This is a genomic window from Variovorax sp. Soil_C_12, from assembly GCF_057657375.1.
This window is the reverse complement of sequence record NZ_JBDGIO010000010.1, coordinates 118164-137301: the sequence shown is the minus strand read 5'-3', so window position 1 is coordinate 137301 and position 19138 is coordinate 118164. Positions and strand designations below refer to the sequence as shown.

Sequence of the window (19138 nt, the reverse complement as noted above, 5' to 3'; positions counted from 1 at the left end):
TTTGTCCGGTTCAGAGCCGCCGTGTGATCGTCGACTGCAGCCAAACCTCACTACCTGAATCCGGAGTTCCCTTGGCATTGGTGCGGTAGTCCGGGCTGTAGCCCACCGCGGTGATCAGGAAGGCCTCGACCTCCGCACCGTCCTCGCTCGGCAGCCACAAGCGCTCGACCATGCAGCGCGGCAGCACCGCATCCTTCAGCGTTCTCGCAGCGGCATCCGTGGAATTGACGACAGCGGTGTCGATGGCCACTGCCTTTCCGGTCGAAAGCTCCCAGTTGGCGCGCGTCTTCCACAGCGATGGACTACTCCTCCTATCCTCCGGATAGTCGGCAGGCTCCAAGGTGCGCGTACCGCTCGTTACCTTGGTGTTCTTCAGGATCTGGTCCTCGCAGAAACGCAGTGCGGTCTCGGCCGCCTGAAAGGCGACTGTCTGTGTTCGGAGCCCCTTGGACACTTGCTCCCCCGTCGTTGCACGCCGAATCGCCACCGTCGCGATCAGCGAAATCATGATGAGCAGGATCAGCGCCATGATCAGCACGATGCCGCGCTGGCGCAGGGTGCTGCGTGGTGAGACAACGCAAGACTTCATGATGCAGACCCGGCAAAGCCGCTCCGGTTGCGCAGCGCAATCGTCTGAACGTAGGCCCGGCGAATCACGCTGTCGCTCGACGTCACCGTACCGCCGTTGCAGTCGACGTAATTGCTGCCGACGCCGGCCGGAGCTGGGTCGGCGCTACGCATAAGCAGGCACAGCCTCACGGTGACCACCCTGGACCAGTTCTGATCGGTGCTTCCGCCCAATGCATCGACCTCTGCGGCCGTGTTGAGGTACTGCACCACATCGGCGCTCTGACCATCCTTGGCCACACCAAAGCGCAGCCTCATGTCTTCCACGTGCTGCACCAGCGGCTGAGAGCGGAAAACGGCACTGCCAGTGCCGCCATTGCCGGCGCAGGACAGGTCGGACGTTCCGCTGGAACTGTTAGGGGCGGCCCAGAAGCGCGATTCGACCAGCGGGTACGACACGCCGTTCAGTTCACCCACCGTGTACTTGGACGCGTCGATCGCACGGCCCAGGCAATCGAGATTGGGCGGCAGCAACTCTCGCTGGCTGTCGGTGGTGCTGGCAGGGTCTGCGCTTTCGAAGCGCAGTGCAAAGGCTGCTGGACCGGTCGAAGCCGTGCTGCACGACAGATCTGCGAAGGTCGCGGCGGTCGAGCTCGCGAAGCCATGGTCGCAGGCCCGGATGCCCGCGCCGATGAAAAATCGGTCGGGTAAAGACTTCTGCACGCCATCGACCATGGCGCTGCCGGGCTGCACGCTCTTGCGAGGGAGGCTGAAGCCGGCCATGCGCAGTTGCGGGGCAATGAAGCTCAGAGCTGTCGCTGCGTCCTCGTTCATGCGCGCAACGGCGGTCGATCGCCGGCCGCTCAGGCCGGTGGAGAGATACACGACTGTCAGTGCGCCGAGGACCACGATGCCGATCGTGATGGCGATCAGCAGTTCGACCAGCGTTCGCCCACGCGTGGTCCGATGGGCGGCAGAGGATTGGCGGCGGTTCATAGGCTGATCCGGTAGTACATGCAGCGAGGTTTTGGAGCATCTGTGGCGAGGTCGTCCGTTACCGCCGCGGGACAATCGGCACTGGGGTCTGCCACCGAAAGCTCTCCGGCCTTGGGGTCGATCCACAGAATCCAGATGTCGGTCGCCAGGGTATTCACCGTGTCGCGTTTTACGAACGCATCACCACCCGGGAGGCGCCCCCGGAGCTCTCCAATCCACTGCGCCATGTCGATGGCGGCCATCTCGGCGACGGTGCAGGCCTCGGTGGTGGCGCAGGTTGGAACAGTCACTGCCTCCGTCGAATAAGCCGAGGTCCGCACGTAGCCGTCGCTCTGGAAGCCGGCAATGTTGCCGCGCATTCGCTCGCCCAGATCCGAGGCCAGTGCCATGCCGACCGATTGAAACTGAGCCATCTTCACGTACTGTTGCGCCGCGGCGGCGAGACCACCGAGCGCCAGCAGGCCGAAAGACATGATCAGGATGGCGATGAGCACTTCGAGCAGCGAACTTCCGTCTTGACGCATGCGGCCCGCATGGGAGCGCGTTCTGAGCTTGATCATGATCCACACTCGCCAGAAGCGACGCGCACCCTCCCTCCAACGCCTATGCAGACGGTACGCGCCGCCGAAGCAAGGTTGGAGGGGGAGGTCAGGGCGAAGCCGGTTGCAGGATTGAGTGTTCCAGTCGGCCGAAACAGGAGGCTTTGATAGCTGGCGCCGGTTTGCTGGAGCGTGCCGTTTTTCTCTAGGCTGCCCTGCGCGCGCAACAGGACGTCACCCTTGCTCGAATCGAAGCTACCGTCGCTGTTGAAGTCCACGAACACCAGCCAGCCCGTGTTCCACGCGCCGTTCGAACTGCATGTTGGCGTGTTGGTCTCGGCACCGGTGCTCCGGCACACGATGACGGGGAAGCCCCGTTTGATTGCCTCGGCTCGCGCAAAGGCGAGGCTGCTTGTCAGGCTATCGACGCTCTGGTTGACGCCGTTGCGCTCGATCAGGTTGCGCATCGATGGTGCGGCGAGCCCTACGAGAATGGCGGAGATCGCGATCACGACCATGGCCTCCACCAGGGTGAAACCGCCCTCCTTGCGACGGGGTGCGCCTGGCATTGGCTTTGACGAGTAGAACAATCGCTTCATGACGAGCCGGACTTCCTGTTGACGGACCACCAAAATTCCTGGTGAATTGGACACAGGCATGACCCACATCCGCCGTCCGACGGACGGCGCAGATTGACCACTCATCCAGGAAATGTCGCGAACTGTTTTTTGCTTGGACAGAATTCGAGGTATTGATGGAAAGAAAAGCATGAGCCTTCAACCCAACGCCATGGCCGAAGCCATCGAGCTGGCTCGCCACGCCAGCCTCGACACCGCACCGAACCCACGCGTCGGCTGCGTTCTCCTCGACGAACGGGGCGGCGTGATCGGCCGCGGCGCCACGCAGGCCGTGGGCGGCCCGCATGCCGAGGTGATGGCGCTGCGGGACGCGCAGGCCAAGGGCCTTTCGGTGACCGGCGCCACGGCCTTCGTGACGCTGGAACCCTGCTCCCACCACGGCCGCACGGGGCCCTGTTGCGACGCGCTGGCGGCAGCCGGGATTCGTAAAGTCGTCGCCTCGCTCACCGACCCCAACCCGCTGGTCGCCGGCCAGGGTTTCGAGCGCCTGCGCGCGGCCGGCGTCGAGGTCGAGGTGGGCCCAGGCGCCGAGGAGGCGCGCGAACTCAACATCGGTTTCTTCAGCCGGATGATCCGCAAGACCCCCTGGGTCCGGCTCAAGGTCGCTGCCTCCCTGGATGGCAAGACCGCCCTGCCCGACGGGACCAGCCAATGGATCACCTCCGAAGCCGCCCGCACCGATGGCCACGCCTGGCGCGCGCGTGCCGGCGCCCTGCTCACCGGTGTCGGCACCGTGCTCGAGGACGATCCGCGGCTCGACGTGCGCCTGGTCGAGGCGCCACGCCAGCCGCCGCTGGTGGTGGTCGACAGCCAGTTGCAGACGCCGCCCACCGCACGCCTCTTCGAGCCTGCCCGGCCGGTCTGGATCTACGCCGCGGCCCCCAACGCACCCGTCCAGGCCGCCCTTGAAGCGCGGGGCGCCATCGTCCGCTACCTCGCCAACCCCCAAGGCAAGGTGGACCTCGCCGCCATGCTGCGCGACCTCGCGCTGCGCGAAGTCAACGAACTGCACGTCGAGGCCGGCCACAAGCTCAACGGCTCGCTGATGCGCGAAGGCCTGATCGACGAATTGCTGCTTTACGTCGCCCCGAAGTTCATCGGCGAGGGCCTCGACATCGCGAACCAGCCGAATCCCGCGGGCACCCTCACCCGGCTGGACCAGGCCCTCGCGCTGGAATTCAAGTCGGTCGAAGCCTTCGGCCCCGACCTGCGCATCGTCGCCCGCATCGCAGGTCGCGACCGCTTTTAGCCCGGGCTTCCTGAGGCGGCTTCGCATCTCTGCGAAAATGCCGCGATGTTCACCGGAATCATCACCGGCGTGGGGCGCATCGCCGCCGTCCACGACCTCGGCAGCTCTTCATCCCACGGCAAGCGGCTCGGCATCGCGGCGCCCGCCGGCTACCTGGACGACGTGGGCCTCGGCGACAGCATCGCGCTCAACGGCGCCTGCATGACCGTCACCACCCTCGATCCCGCGCAGCAGTTCTTCACCATCGACATCTCGGCCGAATCGCTGGACAAGACGGCCGGCCTCGCCGAGCCCGGCGCCCGCGTCAACCTGGAGAAAGCCCTGCGCGCCAGCGACCGCCTGGGCGGCCACATCGTCTCCGGCCACGTGGACGGCATCGGCACCGTCAGCCGCTTCGCGCCAGTGGGCGAAAGCTGGGAGCTGCGGGTGCTGGCGCCCCAGGCCCTGGCCCGCTTCCTCGCCTACAAGGGCTCGATCGCCGTCAACGGCGTGAGCCTCACCGTCAACAGCGTGAGCGACGGCCCGGAGGGCAGCGAGATCAGCATCAACCTCATCCCCCACACCGTCGAGAACACCGCCCTCGGCAGCCTCGAGGCCGGCAGCCGCGTGAACCTCGAGATCGACACCGTCGCGCGCTACGTGGAGCGCATGCTCCAGGCCGGCGCCCTGCCCTCCACCCCCAAGGACACAACGCCATGAACGCCACCGTCACGCCCATCGGCGCCCCGCGCAGCAGCCTGACGCCCGCGCCGATCTCCCCGGTCGAGGACATCGTGGCCGAGCTGCGTGCCGGCCGCATGGTCATCCTGGTCGACGAGGAAGACCGCGAGAACGAAGGCGACATCGTCATCGCCGCCGACCACATCACGCCCGAGGCCATCAACTTCATGGCCCGCCATGCCCGCGGCCTGATCTGCCTCACCCTCTCGCGCGAGATGTGCGAGCGTTTGCAGCTGCCGCCGATGGTGGCGCGCAACGGCGCCAAGCATTCGACCGCCTTCACCGTCTCGATCGAGGCGGCCGAGGGCGTGACCACCGGCATCTCGGCCGCCGACCGCGCGCGCACCGTGCAGGCCGCCGTCGCGCCCAATGCCGTGGCCGCCGACCTGGTGCAGCCCGGCCACATCTTCCCGCTGCAGGCGGTCGACGGCGGCGTGCTGATGCGCGCCGGCCATACCGAGGCCGGCTGCGACCTCGCCGCCATGGCCGGCTGCTCGCCGGCCTCCGTGATCTGCGAGGTCATGAACGAGGACGGCACCATGGCCCGCCTGCCCGACCTGCAGCTCTTCGCGACCGAGCACGGCATCAAGATCGGCACCATCGCCGCGCTGATCGAGCACCGCAGCCGCACCGAAACGCTGGTCGAGAAGGTCGGCTGCCGCGAGATCCAGACCGCCTGGGGCTGGTTCACTGCCCACGCCTTCCGCGACAAGCCCAGCCACGGCGTGCACCTGGCGCTGGTGCGCGGCAAGTGGAACGCCGGCGACACCGTGGACGTGCGCGTACACGAGCCGCTCTCGGTGCTGGACGCGCTGGAGGTCAACCGCTCGCTGCACTCCTGGAGCGTCGATGCCAGCCTCGCCCACATCGCGGCCCAGGGCAAGGGCGTGGCGGTGTTCCTCAACTGCGGCGAGACCGGCGCCGAGCTGCTGTCGCAGTTCGACGGCACCGCGCGACCCGCGCAAGCGCCCGAGCGCGGCCGCATGGACCTGCGCAGCTACGGCATCGGCGCGCAGATCCTGCGCGAATGCGGCGTACACCGGATGAACCTGCTGGGCACGCCGCGCCGCATGCCCAGCATGGCGGCGGGCTACGGCCTGGAGATCGCCGGCTACCTCACGAAGGACGAACGATGAACAAGACAACCCCAGGAAGGCAGGAACACTGATGCAGGACGCGAACAAGGGCAGCGCCGCCGCGCTCGACGGCAAGGGCCTGCGCATCGGCATCGTGCAGGCGCGCTTCAACGAGGACATCACCGACGCGCTGGCCAAGGCCTGTCTCGGCGAGCTCGAGCAGCTCGGCGTGGCGGCCGACGACATCGACCGGATGAGCGTGCCGGGCGCGCTCGAGGTGCCCATCGCGCTGCAGGCGATGGCCGAGCGCAAGCGCTACCACGCGCTGATCGCGCTGGGCTGCATCATCCGCGGCGAGACCTACCACTTCGAGCTGGTGGCCAACGAATCCGGCGCCGGCGTGAGCCGCGTCGCGCTCGACCACCGCATTCCGGTCGCCAACGCCATCCTCACCACCGAGAACCTCGACCAGGCACTCGCACGCCAGACCGACAAGGGCCGCGACGCGGCGCGCGTGGCGGTCGAGATGGCGCGGCTCCTCGGGTCTGCCACCAGGCCCTGATCCACTTCTTCATGACCGACGACACCAAGACCAGCGGCGAGCGCCCGCGCCAGTCGCGCACCGGGCTCACCAGCACCGGCGCACGCAAGGCCTCCGCCAAATCCACGCGCAGCCGCGCGCGCGAGTTCGCGCTCCAGGCGCTCTACCAGCATCTGGTGGGGCGCAACGACGCCGTCTCCATCGACCAGTTCACCCGCGACCTGGCCGGCTTCCACAAGGCCGACGCGGCGCACTACGACGCGCTGCTGCACGGCGCCATCGCCGCCGCGCAGGAACTCGATGCGCTGATCGTGCCCCTGCTCGACCGCAAGCTCGAGGAGATCTCCCCCATCGAGCATGCCGTGATGTGGATCGGCGTTTACGAGTTCCAGCACTGCCTCGACGTGCCCTGGCGCGTGGTGCTCAACGAATGCATCGAGCTCGCCAAGGAGTTCGGCGGCACCGACGGCCACAAGTACGTGAACGCGGTGCTCAACGGCCTCGCGCCGCAGTTGCGGCCGGCCGAAGTGGAAGCGGATCGCGCGAGCGGCAAGGCCAGGCCATGAGGATTTCGAAGCGCGCCGAGCGCATCGAGCCCTTCTACGTGATGGAGGTCGCCAAGGCGGCCTCGGCCGTCGCGCGCGAGGTCGCGCACACCGACCGGCCGATGATCTTCCTCAACATCGGCGAGCCCGACTTCACCGCGCCGCTGCCGGTGCAGGAAGCGGCCCTTCGCGCCGTGCGCGCCGGCGCCACCCAGTACACGCACGCCACCGGCCTCGAGGTCCTGCGCGAGCGCATCAGCGGCTGGTACCGGGAGCGCTTCAACGTCGACGTGCCGGCGCGCCGCATCGTGGTCACCGCCGGCGCCTCGGCCGCGCTGCAGCTGGCCTGCCTGGCGCTGATCGAGGCCGGCGACGAGATCCTGCTGCCCGACCCCAGCTACCCCTGCAACCGCCACTTCGTGAGCGCCGCCGACGGCCGCGCGGTGCTGATCCCGACCACGGCCGAGGAGCGCTTCCAGCTCAGCGCCGCCAAGGTCGAGGCTGCCTGGACCGAGCGCACGCGCGGCGTGCTGCTGGCCTCGCCCTCCAATCCCACCGGCACCTCCATCGAGCCGGGCGAGCTGCGCCGCATCCACGAGGTGGTGACGCGGCGCGGCGGCATCACGCTGATCGACGAGATCTACCTGGGGCTCTCTTACGACGAGACATTCGGCCAGAGCGCGCTCGGCATCGACGACCAGATCATCAGCATCAACAGCTTCAGCAAGTACTTCAGCATGACCGGCTGGCGCCTGGGCTGGCTGGTGGTGCCCGAACCGCTGGTGCCGGTGGTCGAGCGCCTCGCGCAGAACCTCTTCATCTGCGCCAGCACGGTCTCGCAGTACGCGGCCCTGGCCTGCTTCGAGCCCGAGAGCATCGCCGAGTACGAGCGCCGCCGCGCGGAGTTCAAGGCCCGGCGCGACTGGTTCATTCCGCAGCTCGAGGCGCTCGGCTTCAAGGTGCCCGTGGTGCCCGACGGCGCCTTCTACGCGTGGGCCGACTGTTCCGCCTTCGCCGAGCGCCTGGGCATCGCCAACAGCTGGGATTTCTCTTTCGAGGCAATGAAGAAGGCCCATCTCGCCGTCACGCCCGGCCGCGACTTCGGCTCGGCCGAGACCGCCCGCTTCGTCCGCTTCTCGACCGCCAGCTCGATGGCGCACCTGCAGGAGTCGGTGGAGCGCCTGCGGGCCTGGGCGGGTGCCGCCGTTCCCGCATGAGCTTTGCCTTTCCCATCCGCGTCTACTGGGAGGACACCGATGCCGGCGGCATCGTGTTCTACGCCAACTACCTCAAGTACATGGAGCGTGCCCGCACCGAGTGGCTGCGCTCGCTGGGCATTGCGCAGCGCCAGCTGCGCGAAGAAACCGGCGGCATCTTCGTCGTCAGCGAAACCCAGCTCAAGTACCATCGGCCGGCCCGGCTCGACGACGAGCTGCTGGTGACCGCCGAGCTGCGCCAGATCGGCTCGGCGTCCCTGATAATCGGCCAGCGCGTGCTGGCCCGGCCAGCCCACGCCCCCACTGCCGATCCGACGGCCGATGCCCCGGTGCTCTGCGAAGGCAGCATCCGCATCGGCTGGGTCCACGCCGACACGCTGCGGCCCGCGCGCATCCCGGCGCAGGTTTCGGGAACCCTTGCGCGCTACGCGGGCTCCATGTCTCAACCCCAGAAGTCATGAATCAAGAACTCTCGATCCTTTCCCTCCTGCTGCATGCCAGCCTTCCGGTGCAGCTCGTCGTGCTCCTGCTGATCGTGGTCTCGATCGCCAGCTGGGCCGCCATCTTCCGCAAGTACTTCTCGCTCAAGCGCACGCGCTCGCTCAATGAAGACTTCGAACGCGAGTTCTGGTCGGGCACCAGTCTGAACGAGCTGTTCTCCTCGGCCGCCCAGCACGCCAAGTTCGCCGGCCCGATGGAGCGCATCTTCGCCTCCGGGATGCGCGAGTACCAGAAGCTGCGCGAGCGCCATGTGTCCGACGCCGTCACCCTGCTCGACGGCGCGCGCCGCGCGATGCGCGCGAGCTTCCAGCGCGAGCTCGACGCGGTGGAACAGAACCTCTCCTTCCTCGCCACGGTCGGCTCGGTCTCGCCCTACGTCGGCCTGTTCGGCACGGTGTGGGGGATCATGCATGCCTTCACCGGCCTGGCCGCGCTGGCGCAGGTGACGCTCGCGACCGTGGCGCCCGGCATCGCCGAGGCACTGGTTGCCACCGCGATCGGCCTGTTCGCCGCCATCCCGGCCGTGGTCGCCTACAACCGCTTCGCCCGTGAGATCGACAAGATCGCGATCGGCCTCGAGACCTTCATCGAGGAGTTCTCGAACATCCTGCAGCGCAACCTGACCGCCCACGTCGTCAACCCATCGCAGATGGGCCCGGCCACGGTGCGCTGACAGCCGGAGAAAGCACCATGCCCGCCATGTCCTCCCGCGGCCGCGGCCGCCGAACGATCAACGAGATCAACATGGTCCCGTTCATCGACGTGATGCTGGTGCTGCTGATCATCTTCATGGTCACGGCGCCGCTGATCACGCCCAGCGTGATCAACCTGCCCACGGTGGACCGCGCCAACAAGCAGCCCGACCGGCCGGTCGAGATCGTGATCAAGAGCGACGACGAGGTCCAGATCAAGAAAGACGCGTCCACCGGCACCGGCGCCCTCTCGATCCCCATGACGCAGATCGGCAGCGCCGCGCGCACCGCGCAGAGCGGCGATGCGCAGCGGCCGGTGGTCATCAGCGCCGACAAGTCGGTCAAGTACGAAACGGTGGTCAAGGCGATGAACCAGCTCAAGGCCAGCGGCATCGAGCGCGTCGGCCTCTCGGTGCAGACCACGGGCGCCAAGTAAGCCATGTCGCTGGCCGCCGACCGTCCCGAGTTCGCGCCGCCGCCGCAGCGCGGCACCTTCCGTGCAGTCCTGCTGGCACTGATCGCCCATGCCCTGCTGATCATCGCGCTGACCTGGGGCGTGAGCTGGCGGCGCGAGGCCGAGAACGACGCGGTCGAGGCCGAGCTGTGGTCCTCGACCATCCAGCAGGCAGCGCCGCGCGCGGTGGCGCCCACGCCGCCGCCGCCGGCGCCCGCCCCCACGCCGGCACCGCCGCCGCCACCACCTCCTCCCCCGCCGCCCCAGGCCGCTCGGCCGCCTGAACCCGCCCCGCCGCCGCCCAAGCAACCCGACATTGCGCTGGAGCGCGAGAAGAAGCTCAAGGAGCAGAAGGAGCGCGAACGCGAAGAGGAAGTGGCCAAGCAACAGCAGCAGAAGAAGCTCGAAGCCGCCCGCAAGGCCGCACAGGAAAAGAAGGAACAGGAAGCGAAGGAGCGCGAGCGCGCCGAGGACGAGGCCGAGCGCAAGAAGGAACAGCAGCAGAAGCTGGCCGAGGCCAAGAAGAAGCAGGAAGCCGAGGCCGCCAAGAAGAAAGAGGCTGAAGCGAAGGCCGCCGCTCAGGCGTCGGCTGACCGCGCGGCCACGCTCAAGCGCATGCAGGCCATGGCCGGCACCGGCGGCGAAGGCAACGCCGCACGCTCCTCGGGCCCCTCGGGCAGCTACGGCGGCAAGGTCGCTGCGGCCGTGCGGCCGAATGTGGTGTTCCCCGAGGCGGAGCTGGTCAGCGGCAACCCCGGCGCCGAGTTCGACGTGCGGCTGGCACCCGACGGCACCATCGTCGGCACGCCGACGCTGGTCAAGACCAGCGGGCTGCCGAACTGGGACGAGGCTGCGCTGCGCGCGCTGCAGAAGACCGAGAAGCTGCCGCGCGACGTCGACGGCACCGTGCCGCCGCGCCTGATCGTCACGCTGCGGCCGAAGCGCGGCTGAGGCTGCCCTCCACGCGCTCCAGCAGCGCCGCTACTCGTACACCACCGCCGCCTTCCCCGCCTCCGCCTGCGCCATCCAGCTCGCCAGCGCCGCATCGGTCGGGAAGAACTTCGCCCGCTCGCCCAGCTGCAGCTCCACCTGCGCCCCACCGCGCGCCATCGACAGGCGCACCGCCAGCCCCTGCAGCAGCTCGCCGTGCTCGCTCTGCTCGGTGCGCGGCGGGAACTCGCGCACCAGGCGCGCGATGTCGGGCGCCTTGCCGTTGACCGACACCCGCAGGAACTTGCCGAAGCGGCAGCGCGCGGTGGCCAGGTCCCACACCTGCTGCACCTGGAAGCGCGCCTCGAAGCCGCCGCGGCCGGGCTGCAGGCGCCCGCTGACGATGACCAGCTCGTCGTCCTTCAGCGTGTTGCGGTTGTTGTTGATCAGCGCCTCGTCGGCCGTGGCCTCGATGGAGGCGGACTTGTCGTCCAGCTTGAAGATCGCCAGCCGGCCGCGCTGCCCGTTGATCACGCGCATGTCGCTCACGATGCCTGCGATCACCTGCTGCTCGCGACTGTCGATCAGGTCGTCGATCTCGCGCTTGCAGAAGCGCCGCACCTCGTGCGCCACCTCGTCGAACAGGTGGCCCGAGAGATAGAAGCCGATGGCCGTCTTCTCCAGCGTCAGGCGCTCCTTCACGCCCCAGGGCGTGGCGTCGACCAGCTCGGGCTCCTGCGTGGCCGAGCCGTGCTCGCACTCGCCGAAGATGTCGGCCTGCGCCGCGTTGGCCTCGGTGGCGCTCGCGAACTCGAATGCGCGGTCGATCGAGGCCACCAGCGCCGCGCGATTCTGCTGCAGCGCATCGAAGGCGCCGGCCTTGATCAGCGCCTCCACCGTGCGCTTGTTGATGCGCTGGCGGTCCACCCGCACGCAGAAGTCGAACAGGCTCTTGAAGGGCCCGCCCTCCTCCCGCGCCCGCACCACCGCTTCCACCGCGAGCTGGCCGGTGCCCTTGACGGCGCCCAGGCCGTAGCGGATCACCTTGTCAGTCACCGGCTCGAAGCGGTAGTTGCCGCGGTTCACGTCCGGCGGCTCGAAGGTCATGCCGAAGTTCTTCTGCGCGTCCTCGAACAACACCTTGAGCTTGTCGGTGTCGTCCATTTCCACGGTCATGTTGGCGCAGAAGAACTCGGCCGTGTAGTGGACCTTCAGCCAGCCCGTGTGATAGGCCAGCAGCGAGTAGGCCGCCGCATGCGACTTGTTGAAGCCGTAGCCCGCGAACTTCTCCATCAGGTCGAAGATCTCGTCGGCCTTCTCCTCGCTGATGCCGTTCTTGGCCGCGCCCGCACGGAAGGTCAGCCGGTGCTCGGCCATCTCCTCGGCCTTCTTCTTGCCCATCGCGCGGCGCAGCAGGTCGGCGCCGCCGAGCGAGTAGCCGCCCAGGATCTGCGCGGTCTGCATCACCTGCTCCTGGTAGACCATGATCCCGTAGGTCTCCGAGAGCATTTCCTCCACCAGCGGATGCGGGTACTCCACCGGCTCGCGGCCGTGCTTGCGCGCGACGAAGCTGGGGATCAGGTCCATCGGGCCCGGGCGGTACAGCGCGTTCAGCGCGATGAGATCTTCCAGCCGCGTCGGCCGCGCGTCCTTCAGCATGCCCTGCATGCCGCGCGATTCGAACTGGAACACGGCCTCGGTCTTGCCCTCGGCGAAGAGTTTGTAGGTGGACGTGTCGTCGAGCCGGATGTTCTCGTAGGCGAAGCCCTCCTGGCCCTTGTGGCGCTGGACGATGAACTCCTTGGCGATCTCCAGGATGGTCAGCGTCGCCAGGCCCAGGAAGTCGAACTTGACCAGGCCGATGGCCTCCACGTCGTCCTTGTCGTACTGGCTCACGGCCGAGTCGCTGCCGGGCTGCTGGTAGAGCGGGCAGAAGTCGGTGAGCTTGCCCGGCGCGATCAGCACGCCGCCGGCGTGCATGCCGATGTTGCGCGTCATGCCTTCGAGCTTCTGCGCCAGCTCGACCAGCATGCGGACTTCTTCCTCCTTCTCGATGCGCGCCGCCAGCTGCGGCTCCATCTCGATGGCGTAGTTGTTCTTGTCGCCCTCGAGCTTGGGCACGGGCGGGTACTGCAGCGTCACCGACATGCCCGGCTTGTTCGGGATCAGCTTGCTGATGCCGTCGCAGAAGGTGTAGCTCATGTCGAGCACGCGGCCCACGTCGCGGATGGCGGCGCGCGCGGCCATGGTGCCGAAGGTCGCGATCTGGCTCACGGCGTCGCGGCCGTACTTGTCCTTCACGTAGTCGATCACGCGGTCGCGGTTGCCCTGGCAGAAGTCGATGTCGAAGTCGGGCATCGACACGCGCTCGGGGTTCAGGAAGCGCTCGAACAGCAGCTTGTATTCGAGCGGGTCCAGGTCGGTGATCTTCAGCGCATACGCCACCAGCGAGCCGGCGCCCGAGCCCCGGCCCGGGCCCACCGGGCAGCCGTTCTTCTTGGCCCAGTTGATGAAGTCGCCCACGATCAGGAAGTAGCCCGGGAAGCCCATCTTGAGGATGGTGTTGATCTCGAACTCGAGGCGCTCGACGTAGCGCGGGCGCTCGGCATCGCGCTTGGCGGCATCGGGGTACAGGTGCGCGAGGCGTTCCTCCAGGCCCTCGAAGGAGGCATGGCGGAAGTACTCCTCGATCGGCATGCCGTTGGGCGTCGGGAAGTCGGGCAGCCTCGGCTTGCCCAGCGTGAGCGTGAGGTTGCAGCGCTTGGCGATCTCCACCGTGTTGGCGATGGCGCTGGGCACGTCGGCGAAGAGCTGCGCCATCTCGGCTGCGGACTTGAAGTACTGCTGCGGCGTGAAGCGGCGCACGCGGCGCGCGTTGCCGAGGATCTCGCCCTCGGAAATGCACACGCGCGCCTCGTGCGCCTCGAAGTCCTCGGCGGTCGCGAACTGCACGGGATGCGTGGCGACCACCGGCAGGTTCAGGCGCGCGGCCAGCTGCACCGCGGCCACCACGTGCGGCTCGTCCTCGGGACGGCCGGCGCGCTGCAGCTCGATGTAGAAGCGGTGCGGGAACAGGCCCGCAAGCTGCAGCGCGACCTCGGCCGCGCGCTCGGCCTGACCCTGCAGGAGCGGCGCGCCCAGCGGGCCGGCCTGCGCGCCCGACAGCGCGATCAGGCCGCCTTGGAGCTCTTCGATCCAGGCCAGCTTGCAGACCGCCTGCGCCTGCCCGCGGCCCACGTTCTGGGTCCAGGCCCGCGCCAGCAGCTCGGAGAGGTGCAGGTAGCCTTCGAAGTTCTGCACCAGCAGCAGCATGCGCGTGAGCACGCCGGGCTCGGCCCCCAGGCCGTCGACGAAGACCTCCGCGCCCAGCACCGGCTTGACGCCCTTGCCGCGCGCTTCCTTGTAGAACTTGACGCCGCCGAAGAGGTTGTTGAGGTCGGTGATCGCCAGCGCGGGCTGCTTGTCGGCGGCGGCGGCCTTGACGACTTCATCGATGCGATTGGTGCCGTCGACGACGGAGAACTCGGTGTGCAGGCGCAGGTGAACGAACATGGGCTCGATTGTAGAAAGCCCCCCTTCCACCCTGTGAGTTGGCGATCCCTACAATCCGCCCCCGTGCAAGAGATTTTGAATATCGCGGCCTACAAGTTCGTCGCCATCGAGGACGGCGAGGCCCTGCGCGACGCGCTGCGCACGCGCACCCATGCGCTCGGGCTCAAGGGCACCATCCTGCTGGCACCGGAGGGCATCAACCTGTTCGTTGCCGGTACAGCCGCTGCGGTGGAATCCTTTCTCGACACCCTGCGTGCCGATGCGCGCTTCGCCGACCTGGAAGCCAAGATGAGCTGGTCCGAGGCCCAGCCCTTCCGGCGCATGCTGGTCAAGCTCAAGCGCGAGATCATCCGCATGGACCACCCCGCCATCCAGCCCGCCGCCGGCCGCGCCCCCAGCGTGGACGCGCCCACGCTCAAGCGCTGGCTCGACCAGGGGCATGACGACGCCGGAAAACCCATCGCGCTGCTCGACACGCGCAACGCCTTCGAGGTCGACCACGGCAGCTTCGAAGGCGCGATCGACTGGCGCATCCACAAGTTCACCGAGTTCCCGAAAGCGCTGCGGACGCACCGCGAGCAACTGGCCGGCAAGACGGTGGTGAGCTTCTGCACCGGTGGCATCCGCTGCGAGAAGGCCGCGATCCTGATGCGTGAGGAAGGCCTGGCCGACGTGCTGCAGCTCGAGGGCGGCATCCTCAAGTACTTCGAACAGGTGGGCGGGGCGCACTACCGCGGGGAGTGCTTCGTGTTCGACGGGCGCGAGACGCTGGCGCCTGATTTGAGTGCGCGCTCGAACCGGGCGAGCGCCCGGGCGGCGGAGGATCCGGATCTGGCGATCAAAGGCTGATGGATCGCACTGCCGCCCGCGTCCGCAGCCTTCAAACAGGCGTCGTCTTCACATCCGGCTCCTGCCCCTGCACCTTGAACGGATGCCCCGGCAGCGGGATGAACTCGGTCTCGCCCGGCACCTGGCCCATGCGCTGCGCGGCCCAGGCATCGCCGGCTTCCAGGATGCGCTCGCGGCGGCTGGAGACGAAGTTCCAGGTGATGTAGCGCGGGCCATCGAGCGGCTCGCCGCCGATGATCACGATGCGCACCGCATCGTCGGCCTCCAGCACGCCGCCCTGGCCGTCCGGCAGCGTGGCCATCTGGTGCTGCGCCACCGGCGCGCCGTCGAGCCGCAGGGGCCCGTCGATCGCGTAGACGGCCATTTCGTCGGCCAGCGCGGGCAGCTCGAAGCGCGCGCCGGCCGGCAAGGCCAGGTCGAGGTAGAGCGTCTTCGAATAAGTCTTGACGGGCGAGCTTGCACCGAAGGCCTCGCCCACCAGCACCCGCACCGCCACGCCCTGCACTTCGACGGCCGGGATCTGGTCGGCCGCGGTGTGCGAGAAGCTGGGCTCGACCTCCTCGAAGGCCTGCGGCAGCGCGGCCCAGAGCTGAAGGCCGTGGTTGACGTAGGTGGCATCGAGCAACGGCTCGGGCTTGCGCTCGGAGTGCACGATGCCGCGGCCGGCCGTCATCCAGTTGATCGCGCCGGGGCGGATCTCCTGCACCACGCCCAGGCTGTCGCGGTGCATCATCGCGCCCTCGAACAGATAAGTGACGGTGGCCAGGCCGATGTGCGGATGCGGCCGCACGTCGTGCTCGTTGCCCGGCGTCTCGGTGGCCGGCCCGAAATGGTCGAAGAACACGAAGGGGCCGACCGAGCGCCGCTTGGCCGCAGGCAGCAAGCGTCGGACCTTGAAGCCTCCGCCCAGGTCCTTGTCATGCGCTTGGAGCAGAAGTGCTTCGGTCATCGTGGTTCTCCGTCAAATGGTTCGGGAAGGGTTCCAGCGTCCAAGCCCTCGCGCAACACGGCCGTGGCACGAAGGTCGGGGAACACCGCGGAACCGGCTTTGCCGGCCCGCTGGTGTTGCCCCCGGTGAGGGGGTGGGCGGCTACACGAAGTGAGCCAACCTGGGGGAGAGCCTACCTCCGGGATCTTGCCACTTCTGCCACATGCTCGCCGAAGGCAATCGCGGTCTCGAGGTCGCCCTTGGCCATCTCCGCCGGGCTGGAATCGCTCGGCGACGTGGTCAAGAGCCCGTTGTAGCCGCCGACGTAGTTGATCGAATCGCGCCGCGCCGCCTTGTCGTTGCTCGGCTTCATGCCGATCGGCACCCACAGCCCGCCGTGCTGGCTGGCGAAGTGCCACAGGTAGGTCAGCGTGGCGTCCTTGTCGCCGTTCATGCCGGCGCTGTTGGTGAAGCCGGCGAAGAGCTTGTTCTTCCAGCCCTGGACGTACCAGACCTTGGAGGAGGCGTCGGCGAACTTCTTGAACTGCCAGCTCACGCCGCCCATGTAGGTGGGCGAGCCCATGATGATCGCGTCGGCCGCGGCCAGCAGATCCCAGCCCTCGGACGGCAGGTTGCCGTCGGCGTCGATCTGCAGCAGCCGGGCCTGCGCGCCATCGGCCACCGCCTGCGCGACGCGCTGCGTGTGGCCGTATCCCGAATGAAAAACAACAACGATGTCGGTCATGCGGGATTATTGGCGATCGGCGAATGCCGATTGGTGCTCAGCGCTTGTCGATGCTGAAGCGGCCGGCGCCGATGGCAGCGAAGGCCAGCAGGCCGCCCGCCACTGCGATGTTCTTGAAGAACATCAGCTGGTTCACGAAGGCCTTGTCGGCCGGCATGGCCCAGTAGTTGTGGAAGAAGATGCTGGCCGCGACGGTGAACAGCGCGAGCACGATGGCGGCGATGCGCGTCTTGTAGCCCACGAGGAACATCAGGCCGACGCCGAGCTCCACGACGATTGCGATGGCGGCGCCCAGCTGCGGCAGCGGCAGCCCGACCGAGCCGATATAGCCGACGGTGCCGGCGAAGCCCATGAGCTTGCCGAAGCCGGCCGGCACGAAGAGCAGCGCGATCAGCACGCGGCCGATCAGGGCCAGCGTGTCCTGGGCGGCGCTGGCAGTGGCCGGTGCGGCAAAGGTCGATGCAGTGGTGGTGGACATGGGAAAGAAACTCCTCTGGTTGATGAAAAAAAGAAAAGGTGGCGGCCTTCAGGCCGCGAGGTCGAACACCAGCACCTCGGCGTTCTTGCCGGCGCCGAGCGTGAGTTGCGATTCGCGCTCGATCAGCGCTGCATCGCCGGTCGCAAGCTTCGTGCCGTTGACCTCGAGCTCGCCCTTCACGAGATGCACATAGCTTTTGCGCTCCGGGTCGAGCGCCAGCCCGGCCTTCTCGTCGCCGTCGAGCAGGCCTGCGTACAGCCGCGCATCGGCATGCACCAGCACCGAACCCTCGGCGCCGTCGGGCGAAGCCACCAGGCGCAGGCGGCCGCGCTTGTCGGCATCGGGAAAGGCCTTCTGCTCGTAGCCCGGCGCGATGCCGCGCACGTTGGGCTCGATCCAGATCTGCAGGAAATGCGTGGTCTCGTCGGCCTTGTGGTTGAACTCGCTGTGCATCACGCCGCGCCCCGCGCTCATGCGCTGCACGTCGCCGGGCGGGATCGACTCGACATTGCCCATGCTGTCCTTGTGGGCCAGCTCGCCCGAGAGCACGTAGCTGATGATCTCCATGTCCCGGTGGCCGTGCGTGCCGAAACCGGCACCGGCGGCGACACGATCCTCGTTGATCACCCGCAGGTTGCCCCAGCCCATGTAGGCCGGGTCGTAGTAGCCCGCGAAGGAAAAGCTGTGGAAGGAACGCAGCCAGCCATGATCGGCATAACCGCGCTCCTGGGATTTACGAACCTTCAACATCTCTGAACCTCCTGGCCCGGCGCCTGAGAATCTGCGCGGAGCCTTCGTATGCCGCGCCGGATGCGCAGCGGATGGCATGAACTTTAGGGCCCTGCTGCGAGCTCGAAAGCGCTTGGATTTGATGGCATCATTCAAATTTTTTGAAGGGTTTTTGCACCATGCACAGTCCCCGCGACGTCCTCACGCCCGATGCCCTCGCGATGCTGCAGACCGTGGTCGACGCCGGCAGCTTCGCCGCCGCCGCGCGCCGGCTGGACCTGGTGCCCAGCGCCCTGAGCTACCGCGTGCGCCAGATCGAGGACGCGCTGGACGTGCTGCTCTTCGACCGCAGCGCGCGGCAGGCGCGCCTCACCGAGGCCGGCGCCGAGCTGCTGCGCGAGGCTTCATGGCTGTTGAACGAGATCGATGCGGTGGCCAACCGGGTCAAGCGGGTCGCAACCGGCTGGGAGCCGATGCTCACCATCGCGATGGACAGCGTGATCGCGCGCGACCCGATGCTCGACCTGGCCACCGCCTTCTTCGCCCTCGACCCGCCCACGAGGCTCAAGCTGCGCGACGAGACCCTGCTGGGCACCATCGAGGCGGTGACCCGAGGCGAGGCCGACCTCGCCGTGGGCGCCGTGCTGGACGCGTCCAGCCTGGCCTTCGGCACCATGGGCATCCGCAGCCGGCCGCTGGGCAACCTGCGCTTCGTCTATGCCGTGGCACCGCACCACCCGCTCGCACGCATCGACGTGCCGCTGTCCGACGCCATGCTGCGCCAGCATCGCGCCGTGGCCGCCGCCGACTCGACGCGGCTGGGCCGGGGCATGACGGTCAACCTGGTGAGCGGGCAGGACGTGCTCACCGTGCCCTCCACGCAGGCCAAGCTGGCCGCGCAGTTGCATGGCCTCGGCGGCGGCTTCCTGCCGGAGCCCATGGCGCGGCCCTACATCGAGGCCGGCCACCTGGTCGAGCTCAAGACCGAGCGCGCGCCGCCCTTGGCCACCATGCATTGCGCCTGGCGCGAGCGCACCGCGGGCAAGCCGGGGCGCGCGCTGAAATGGTGGCTCGAGCAGTTCGAGCACGAGGGCACGCGCCGCGCGCTGCTGGAACGCCATCGCGGGCGATGAAGAAAGTGAAGAAAGGCGGGCGCGCCGGGCCGGTTAGAGTCAGCTCTGCCCGCCAACCA

21 protein-coding genes are annotated in these 19138 nt (G+C 68.0%); 12 read left to right on the top strand and 9 right to left on the bottom strand.

Annotated features, from left to right (window positions below):
* Positions 1–10: 10 nt before the first annotated feature.
* The 4 genes from AC3A6X_RS24705 to AC3A6X_RS24690 are packed head-to-tail and all read right to left on the bottom strand — an operon-like array spanning position 11 to position 2761.
* Positions 11–589, bottom strand: a complete 579-nt coding sequence (locus AC3A6X_RS24705) for a pilus assembly PilX family protein (protein ID WP_487844664.1) — start codon at positions 587–589, stop codon at positions 11–13.
* A complete protein-coding gene (locus AC3A6X_RS24700) occupies positions 586–1563 on the bottom strand; it encodes a PilW family protein (RefSeq protein WP_487844663.1) in 978 nt (325 codons plus the stop codon). Before AC3A6X_RS24700 ends, AC3A6X_RS24705 begins: the two co-directional genes overlap by 4 nt.
* The gene (gene pilV, locus AC3A6X_RS24695; protein ID WP_487844662.1) at positions 1560–2123 is read right to left on the bottom strand and encodes a type IV pilus modification protein PilV; all 564 of its coding nucleotides are present in this window, start codon (positions 2121–2123) and stop codon (positions 1560–1562) included. The genes AC3A6X_RS24700 and pilV overlap by 4 nt, the downstream gene beginning before the upstream one ends.
* Positions 2120–2761, bottom strand: coding sequence for a GspH/FimT family pseudopilin (locus tag AC3A6X_RS24690; RefSeq protein ID WP_487844661.1), 642 nt, complete (start codon positions 2759–2761; stop codon positions 2120–2122). The genes pilV and AC3A6X_RS24690 overlap by 4 nt, the downstream gene beginning before the upstream one ends.
* Before the next feature lie 109 nt (positions 2762–2870).
* On the opposite strand from AC3A6X_RS24690, the gene ribD reads away from it, so the two are divergent.
* The 10 genes from ribD to tolA are packed head-to-tail and all read left to right on the top strand — an operon-like array spanning position 2871 to position 10686.
* A complete protein-coding gene (gene ribD / locus AC3A6X_RS24685) occupies positions 2871–3989 on the top strand; it encodes a bifunctional diaminohydroxyphosphoribosylaminopyrimidine deaminase/5-amino-6-(5-phosphoribosylamino)uracil reductase RibD (RefSeq protein WP_487844660.1) in 1119 nt (372 codons plus the stop codon).
* Between the two features lie 45 nt (positions 3990–4034).
* Complete coding sequence (locus AC3A6X_RS24680) at positions 4035–4688, top strand: riboflavin synthase (RefSeq protein WP_487844659.1); 654 nt, start codon at positions 4035–4037, stop codon at positions 4686–4688.
* Positions 4685–5845, top strand: coding sequence for a bifunctional 3,4-dihydroxy-2-butanone-4-phosphate synthase/GTP cyclohydrolase II (gene ribBA / locus AC3A6X_RS24675; protein ID WP_309962062.1), 1161 nt, complete (start codon positions 4685–4687; stop codon positions 5843–5845). Before AC3A6X_RS24680 ends, ribBA begins: the two co-directional genes overlap by 4 nt.
* A gap of 31 nt (positions 5846–5876) precedes the next feature.
* The gene (gene ribH / locus AC3A6X_RS24670; RefSeq protein WP_309962061.1) at positions 5877–6347 is read left to right on the top strand and encodes a 6,7-dimethyl-8-ribityllumazine synthase; all 471 of its coding nucleotides are present in this window, start codon (positions 5877–5879) and stop codon (positions 6345–6347) included.
* Between the two features lie 11 nt (positions 6348–6358).
* Positions 6359–6892: a transcription antitermination factor NusB gene (gene nusB, locus AC3A6X_RS24665; RefSeq protein WP_106558765.1), complete on the top strand. Its 534-nt coding sequence runs from the start codon at positions 6359–6361 to the stop codon at positions 6890–6892.
* Entirely contained in the window at positions 6889–8088 is a 1200-nt protein-coding gene (locus AC3A6X_RS24660; RefSeq protein ID WP_309962059.1) for a pyridoxal phosphate-dependent aminotransferase, read from the top strand. Before nusB ends, AC3A6X_RS24660 begins: the two co-directional genes overlap by 4 nt.
* Positions 8085–8549 (top strand): YbgC/FadM family acyl-CoA thioesterase, encoded by a 465-nt coding sequence (locus tag AC3A6X_RS24655; protein ID WP_309962057.1) that lies wholly within the window; start codon positions 8085–8087, stop codon positions 8547–8549. The genes AC3A6X_RS24660 and AC3A6X_RS24655 overlap by 4 nt, the downstream gene beginning before the upstream one ends.
* Positions 8546–9262 carry a protein TolQ gene (gene tolQ / locus AC3A6X_RS24650; RefSeq protein ID WP_106558768.1) on the top strand — a complete coding sequence of 239 codons (717 nt, stop codon included), beginning with the start codon at positions 8546–8548 and terminating at the stop codon, positions 9260–9262. The genes AC3A6X_RS24655 and tolQ overlap by 4 nt, the downstream gene beginning before the upstream one ends.
* 17 nt (positions 9263–9279) lie before the next feature.
* On the top strand, positions 9280–9717 hold the full coding sequence (locus AC3A6X_RS24645) for a biopolymer transporter ExbD (protein WP_106558769.1): 438 nt from the start codon (positions 9280–9282) through the stop codon (positions 9715–9717).
* A 3-nt stretch (positions 9718–9720) separates the two neighbouring features.
* Entirely contained in the window at positions 9721–10686 is a 966-nt protein-coding gene (gene tolA, locus AC3A6X_RS24640; RefSeq protein ID WP_487844658.1) for a cell envelope integrity protein TolA, read from the top strand.
* A 30-nt stretch (positions 10687–10716) separates the two neighbouring features.
* Here tolA and dnaE read toward each other — a convergent pair whose 3' ends face one another.
* The gene (gene dnaE / locus AC3A6X_RS24635) at positions 10717–14217 is read right to left on the bottom strand and encodes a DNA polymerase III subunit alpha (protein ID WP_487844657.1); all 3501 of its coding nucleotides are present in this window, start codon (positions 14215–14217) and stop codon (positions 10717–10719) included.
* 63 nt (positions 14218–14280) lie between these two features.
* Here dnaE and AC3A6X_RS24630 point away from each other — a divergent pair, with 63 nt between their 5' ends.
* The gene (locus tag AC3A6X_RS24630) at positions 14281–15066 is read left to right on the top strand and encodes a sulfurtransferase (protein ID WP_487844656.1); all 786 of its coding nucleotides are present in this window, start codon (positions 14281–14283) and stop codon (positions 15064–15066) included.
* A 31-nt stretch (positions 15067–15097) separates the two neighbouring features.
* Here the strand turns inward: AC3A6X_RS24630 and AC3A6X_RS24625 are convergent, their stop codons facing one another.
* The 4 genes from AC3A6X_RS24625 to AC3A6X_RS24610 all read right to left on the bottom strand — a co-directional run bounded on the left by AC3A6X_RS24625 (position 15098) and on the right by AC3A6X_RS24610 (position 17967).
* Positions 15098–16015 (bottom strand): pirin family protein, encoded by a 918-nt coding sequence (locus AC3A6X_RS24625; protein ID WP_487844655.1) that lies wholly within the window; start codon positions 16013–16015, stop codon positions 15098–15100.
* A gap of 172 nt (positions 16016–16187) precedes the next feature.
* On the bottom strand, positions 16188–16739 hold the full coding sequence (locus AC3A6X_RS24620) for a flavodoxin family protein (RefSeq protein WP_487844654.1): 552 nt from the start codon (positions 16737–16739) through the stop codon (positions 16188–16190).
* Positions 16740–16776: 37 nt separating this feature from the next.
* Complete coding sequence (locus tag AC3A6X_RS24615; RefSeq protein WP_487844653.1) at positions 16777–17217, bottom strand: DoxX family protein; 441 nt, start codon at positions 17215–17217, stop codon at positions 16777–16779.
* A 48-nt stretch (positions 17218–17265) separates the two neighbouring features.
* Positions 17266–17967, bottom strand: coding sequence for a pirin family protein (locus AC3A6X_RS24610; RefSeq protein WP_487844652.1), 702 nt, complete (start codon positions 17965–17967; stop codon positions 17266–17268).
* Between the two features lie 158 nt (positions 17968–18125).
* Between AC3A6X_RS24610 and AC3A6X_RS24605 the strand changes: the two genes are divergently transcribed.
* On the top strand, positions 18126–19079 hold the full coding sequence (locus AC3A6X_RS24605) for a LysR family transcriptional regulator (RefSeq protein ID WP_487844651.1): 954 nt from the start codon (positions 18126–18128) through the stop codon (positions 19077–19079).
* Positions 19080–19138 lie beyond the last annotated feature (59 nt).

Coding starts and splice junctions, on each gene's coding strand:
- AC3A6X_RS24705 (WP_487844664.1), bottom strand. CDS start 589: ATGAAGTCTTGCGTTGTCTCACCACGCAGCACCCTGCGCCAGCGCGGC.
- AC3A6X_RS24700 (WP_487844663.1), bottom strand. CDS start 1,563: ATGAACCGCCGCCAATCCTCTGCCGCCCATCGGACCACGCGTGGGCGA.
- pilV (WP_487844662.1), bottom strand. CDS start 2,123: ATGATCAAGCTCAGAACGCGCTCCCATGCGGGCCGCATGCGTCAAGAC.
- AC3A6X_RS24690 (WP_487844661.1), bottom strand. CDS start 2,761: ATGCCTGTGTCCAATTCACCAGGAATTTTGGTGGTCCGTCAACAGGAA.
- ribD (WP_487844660.1), top strand. CDS start 2,871: ATGAGCCTTCAACCCAACGCCATGGCCGAAGCCATCGAGCTGGCTCGC.
- AC3A6X_RS24680 (WP_487844659.1), top strand. CDS start 4,035: ATGTTCACCGGAATCATCACCGGCGTGGGGCGCATCGCCGCCGTCCAC.
- ribBA (WP_309962062.1), top strand. CDS start 4,685: ATGAACGCCACCGTCACGCCCATCGGCGCCCCGCGCAGCAGCCTGACG.
- ribH (WP_309962061.1), top strand. CDS start 5,877: ATGCAGGACGCGAACAAGGGCAGCGCCGCCGCGCTCGACGGCAAGGGC.
- nusB (WP_106558765.1), top strand. CDS start 6,359: ATGACCGACGACACCAAGACCAGCGGCGAGCGCCCGCGCCAGTCGCGC.
- AC3A6X_RS24660 (WP_309962059.1), top strand. CDS start 6,889: ATGAGGATTTCGAAGCGCGCCGAGCGCATCGAGCCCTTCTACGTGATG.
- AC3A6X_RS24655 (WP_309962057.1), top strand. CDS start 8,085: ATGAGCTTTGCCTTTCCCATCCGCGTCTACTGGGAGGACACCGATGCC.
- tolQ (WP_106558768.1), top strand. CDS start 8,546: ATGAATCAAGAACTCTCGATCCTTTCCCTCCTGCTGCATGCCAGCCTT.
- AC3A6X_RS24645 (WP_106558769.1), top strand. CDS start 9,280: ATGCCCGCCATGTCCTCCCGCGGCCGCGGCCGCCGAACGATCAACGAG.
- tolA (WP_487844658.1), top strand. CDS start 9,721: ATGTCGCTGGCCGCCGACCGTCCCGAGTTCGCGCCGCCGCCGCAGCGC.
- dnaE (WP_487844657.1), bottom strand. CDS start 14,217: ATGTTCGTTCACCTGCGCCTGCACACCGAGTTCTCCGTCGTCGACGGC.
- AC3A6X_RS24625 (WP_487844655.1), bottom strand. CDS start 16,015: ATGACCGAAGCACTTCTGCTCCAAGCGCATGACAAGGACCTGGGCGGA.
- AC3A6X_RS24620 (WP_487844654.1), bottom strand. CDS start 16,739: ATGACCGACATCGTTGTTGTTTTTCATTCGGGATACGGCCACACGCAG.
- AC3A6X_RS24615 (WP_487844653.1), bottom strand. CDS start 17,217: ATGTCCACCACCACTGCATCGACCTTTGCCGCACCGGCCACTGCCAGC.
- AC3A6X_RS24610 (WP_487844652.1), bottom strand. CDS start 17,967: ATGTTGAAGGTTCGTAAATCCCAGGAGCGCGGTTATGCCGATCATGGC.
- AC3A6X_RS24605 (WP_487844651.1), top strand. CDS start 18,126: ATGCACAGTCCCCGCGACGTCCTCACGCCCGATGCCCTCGCGATGCTG.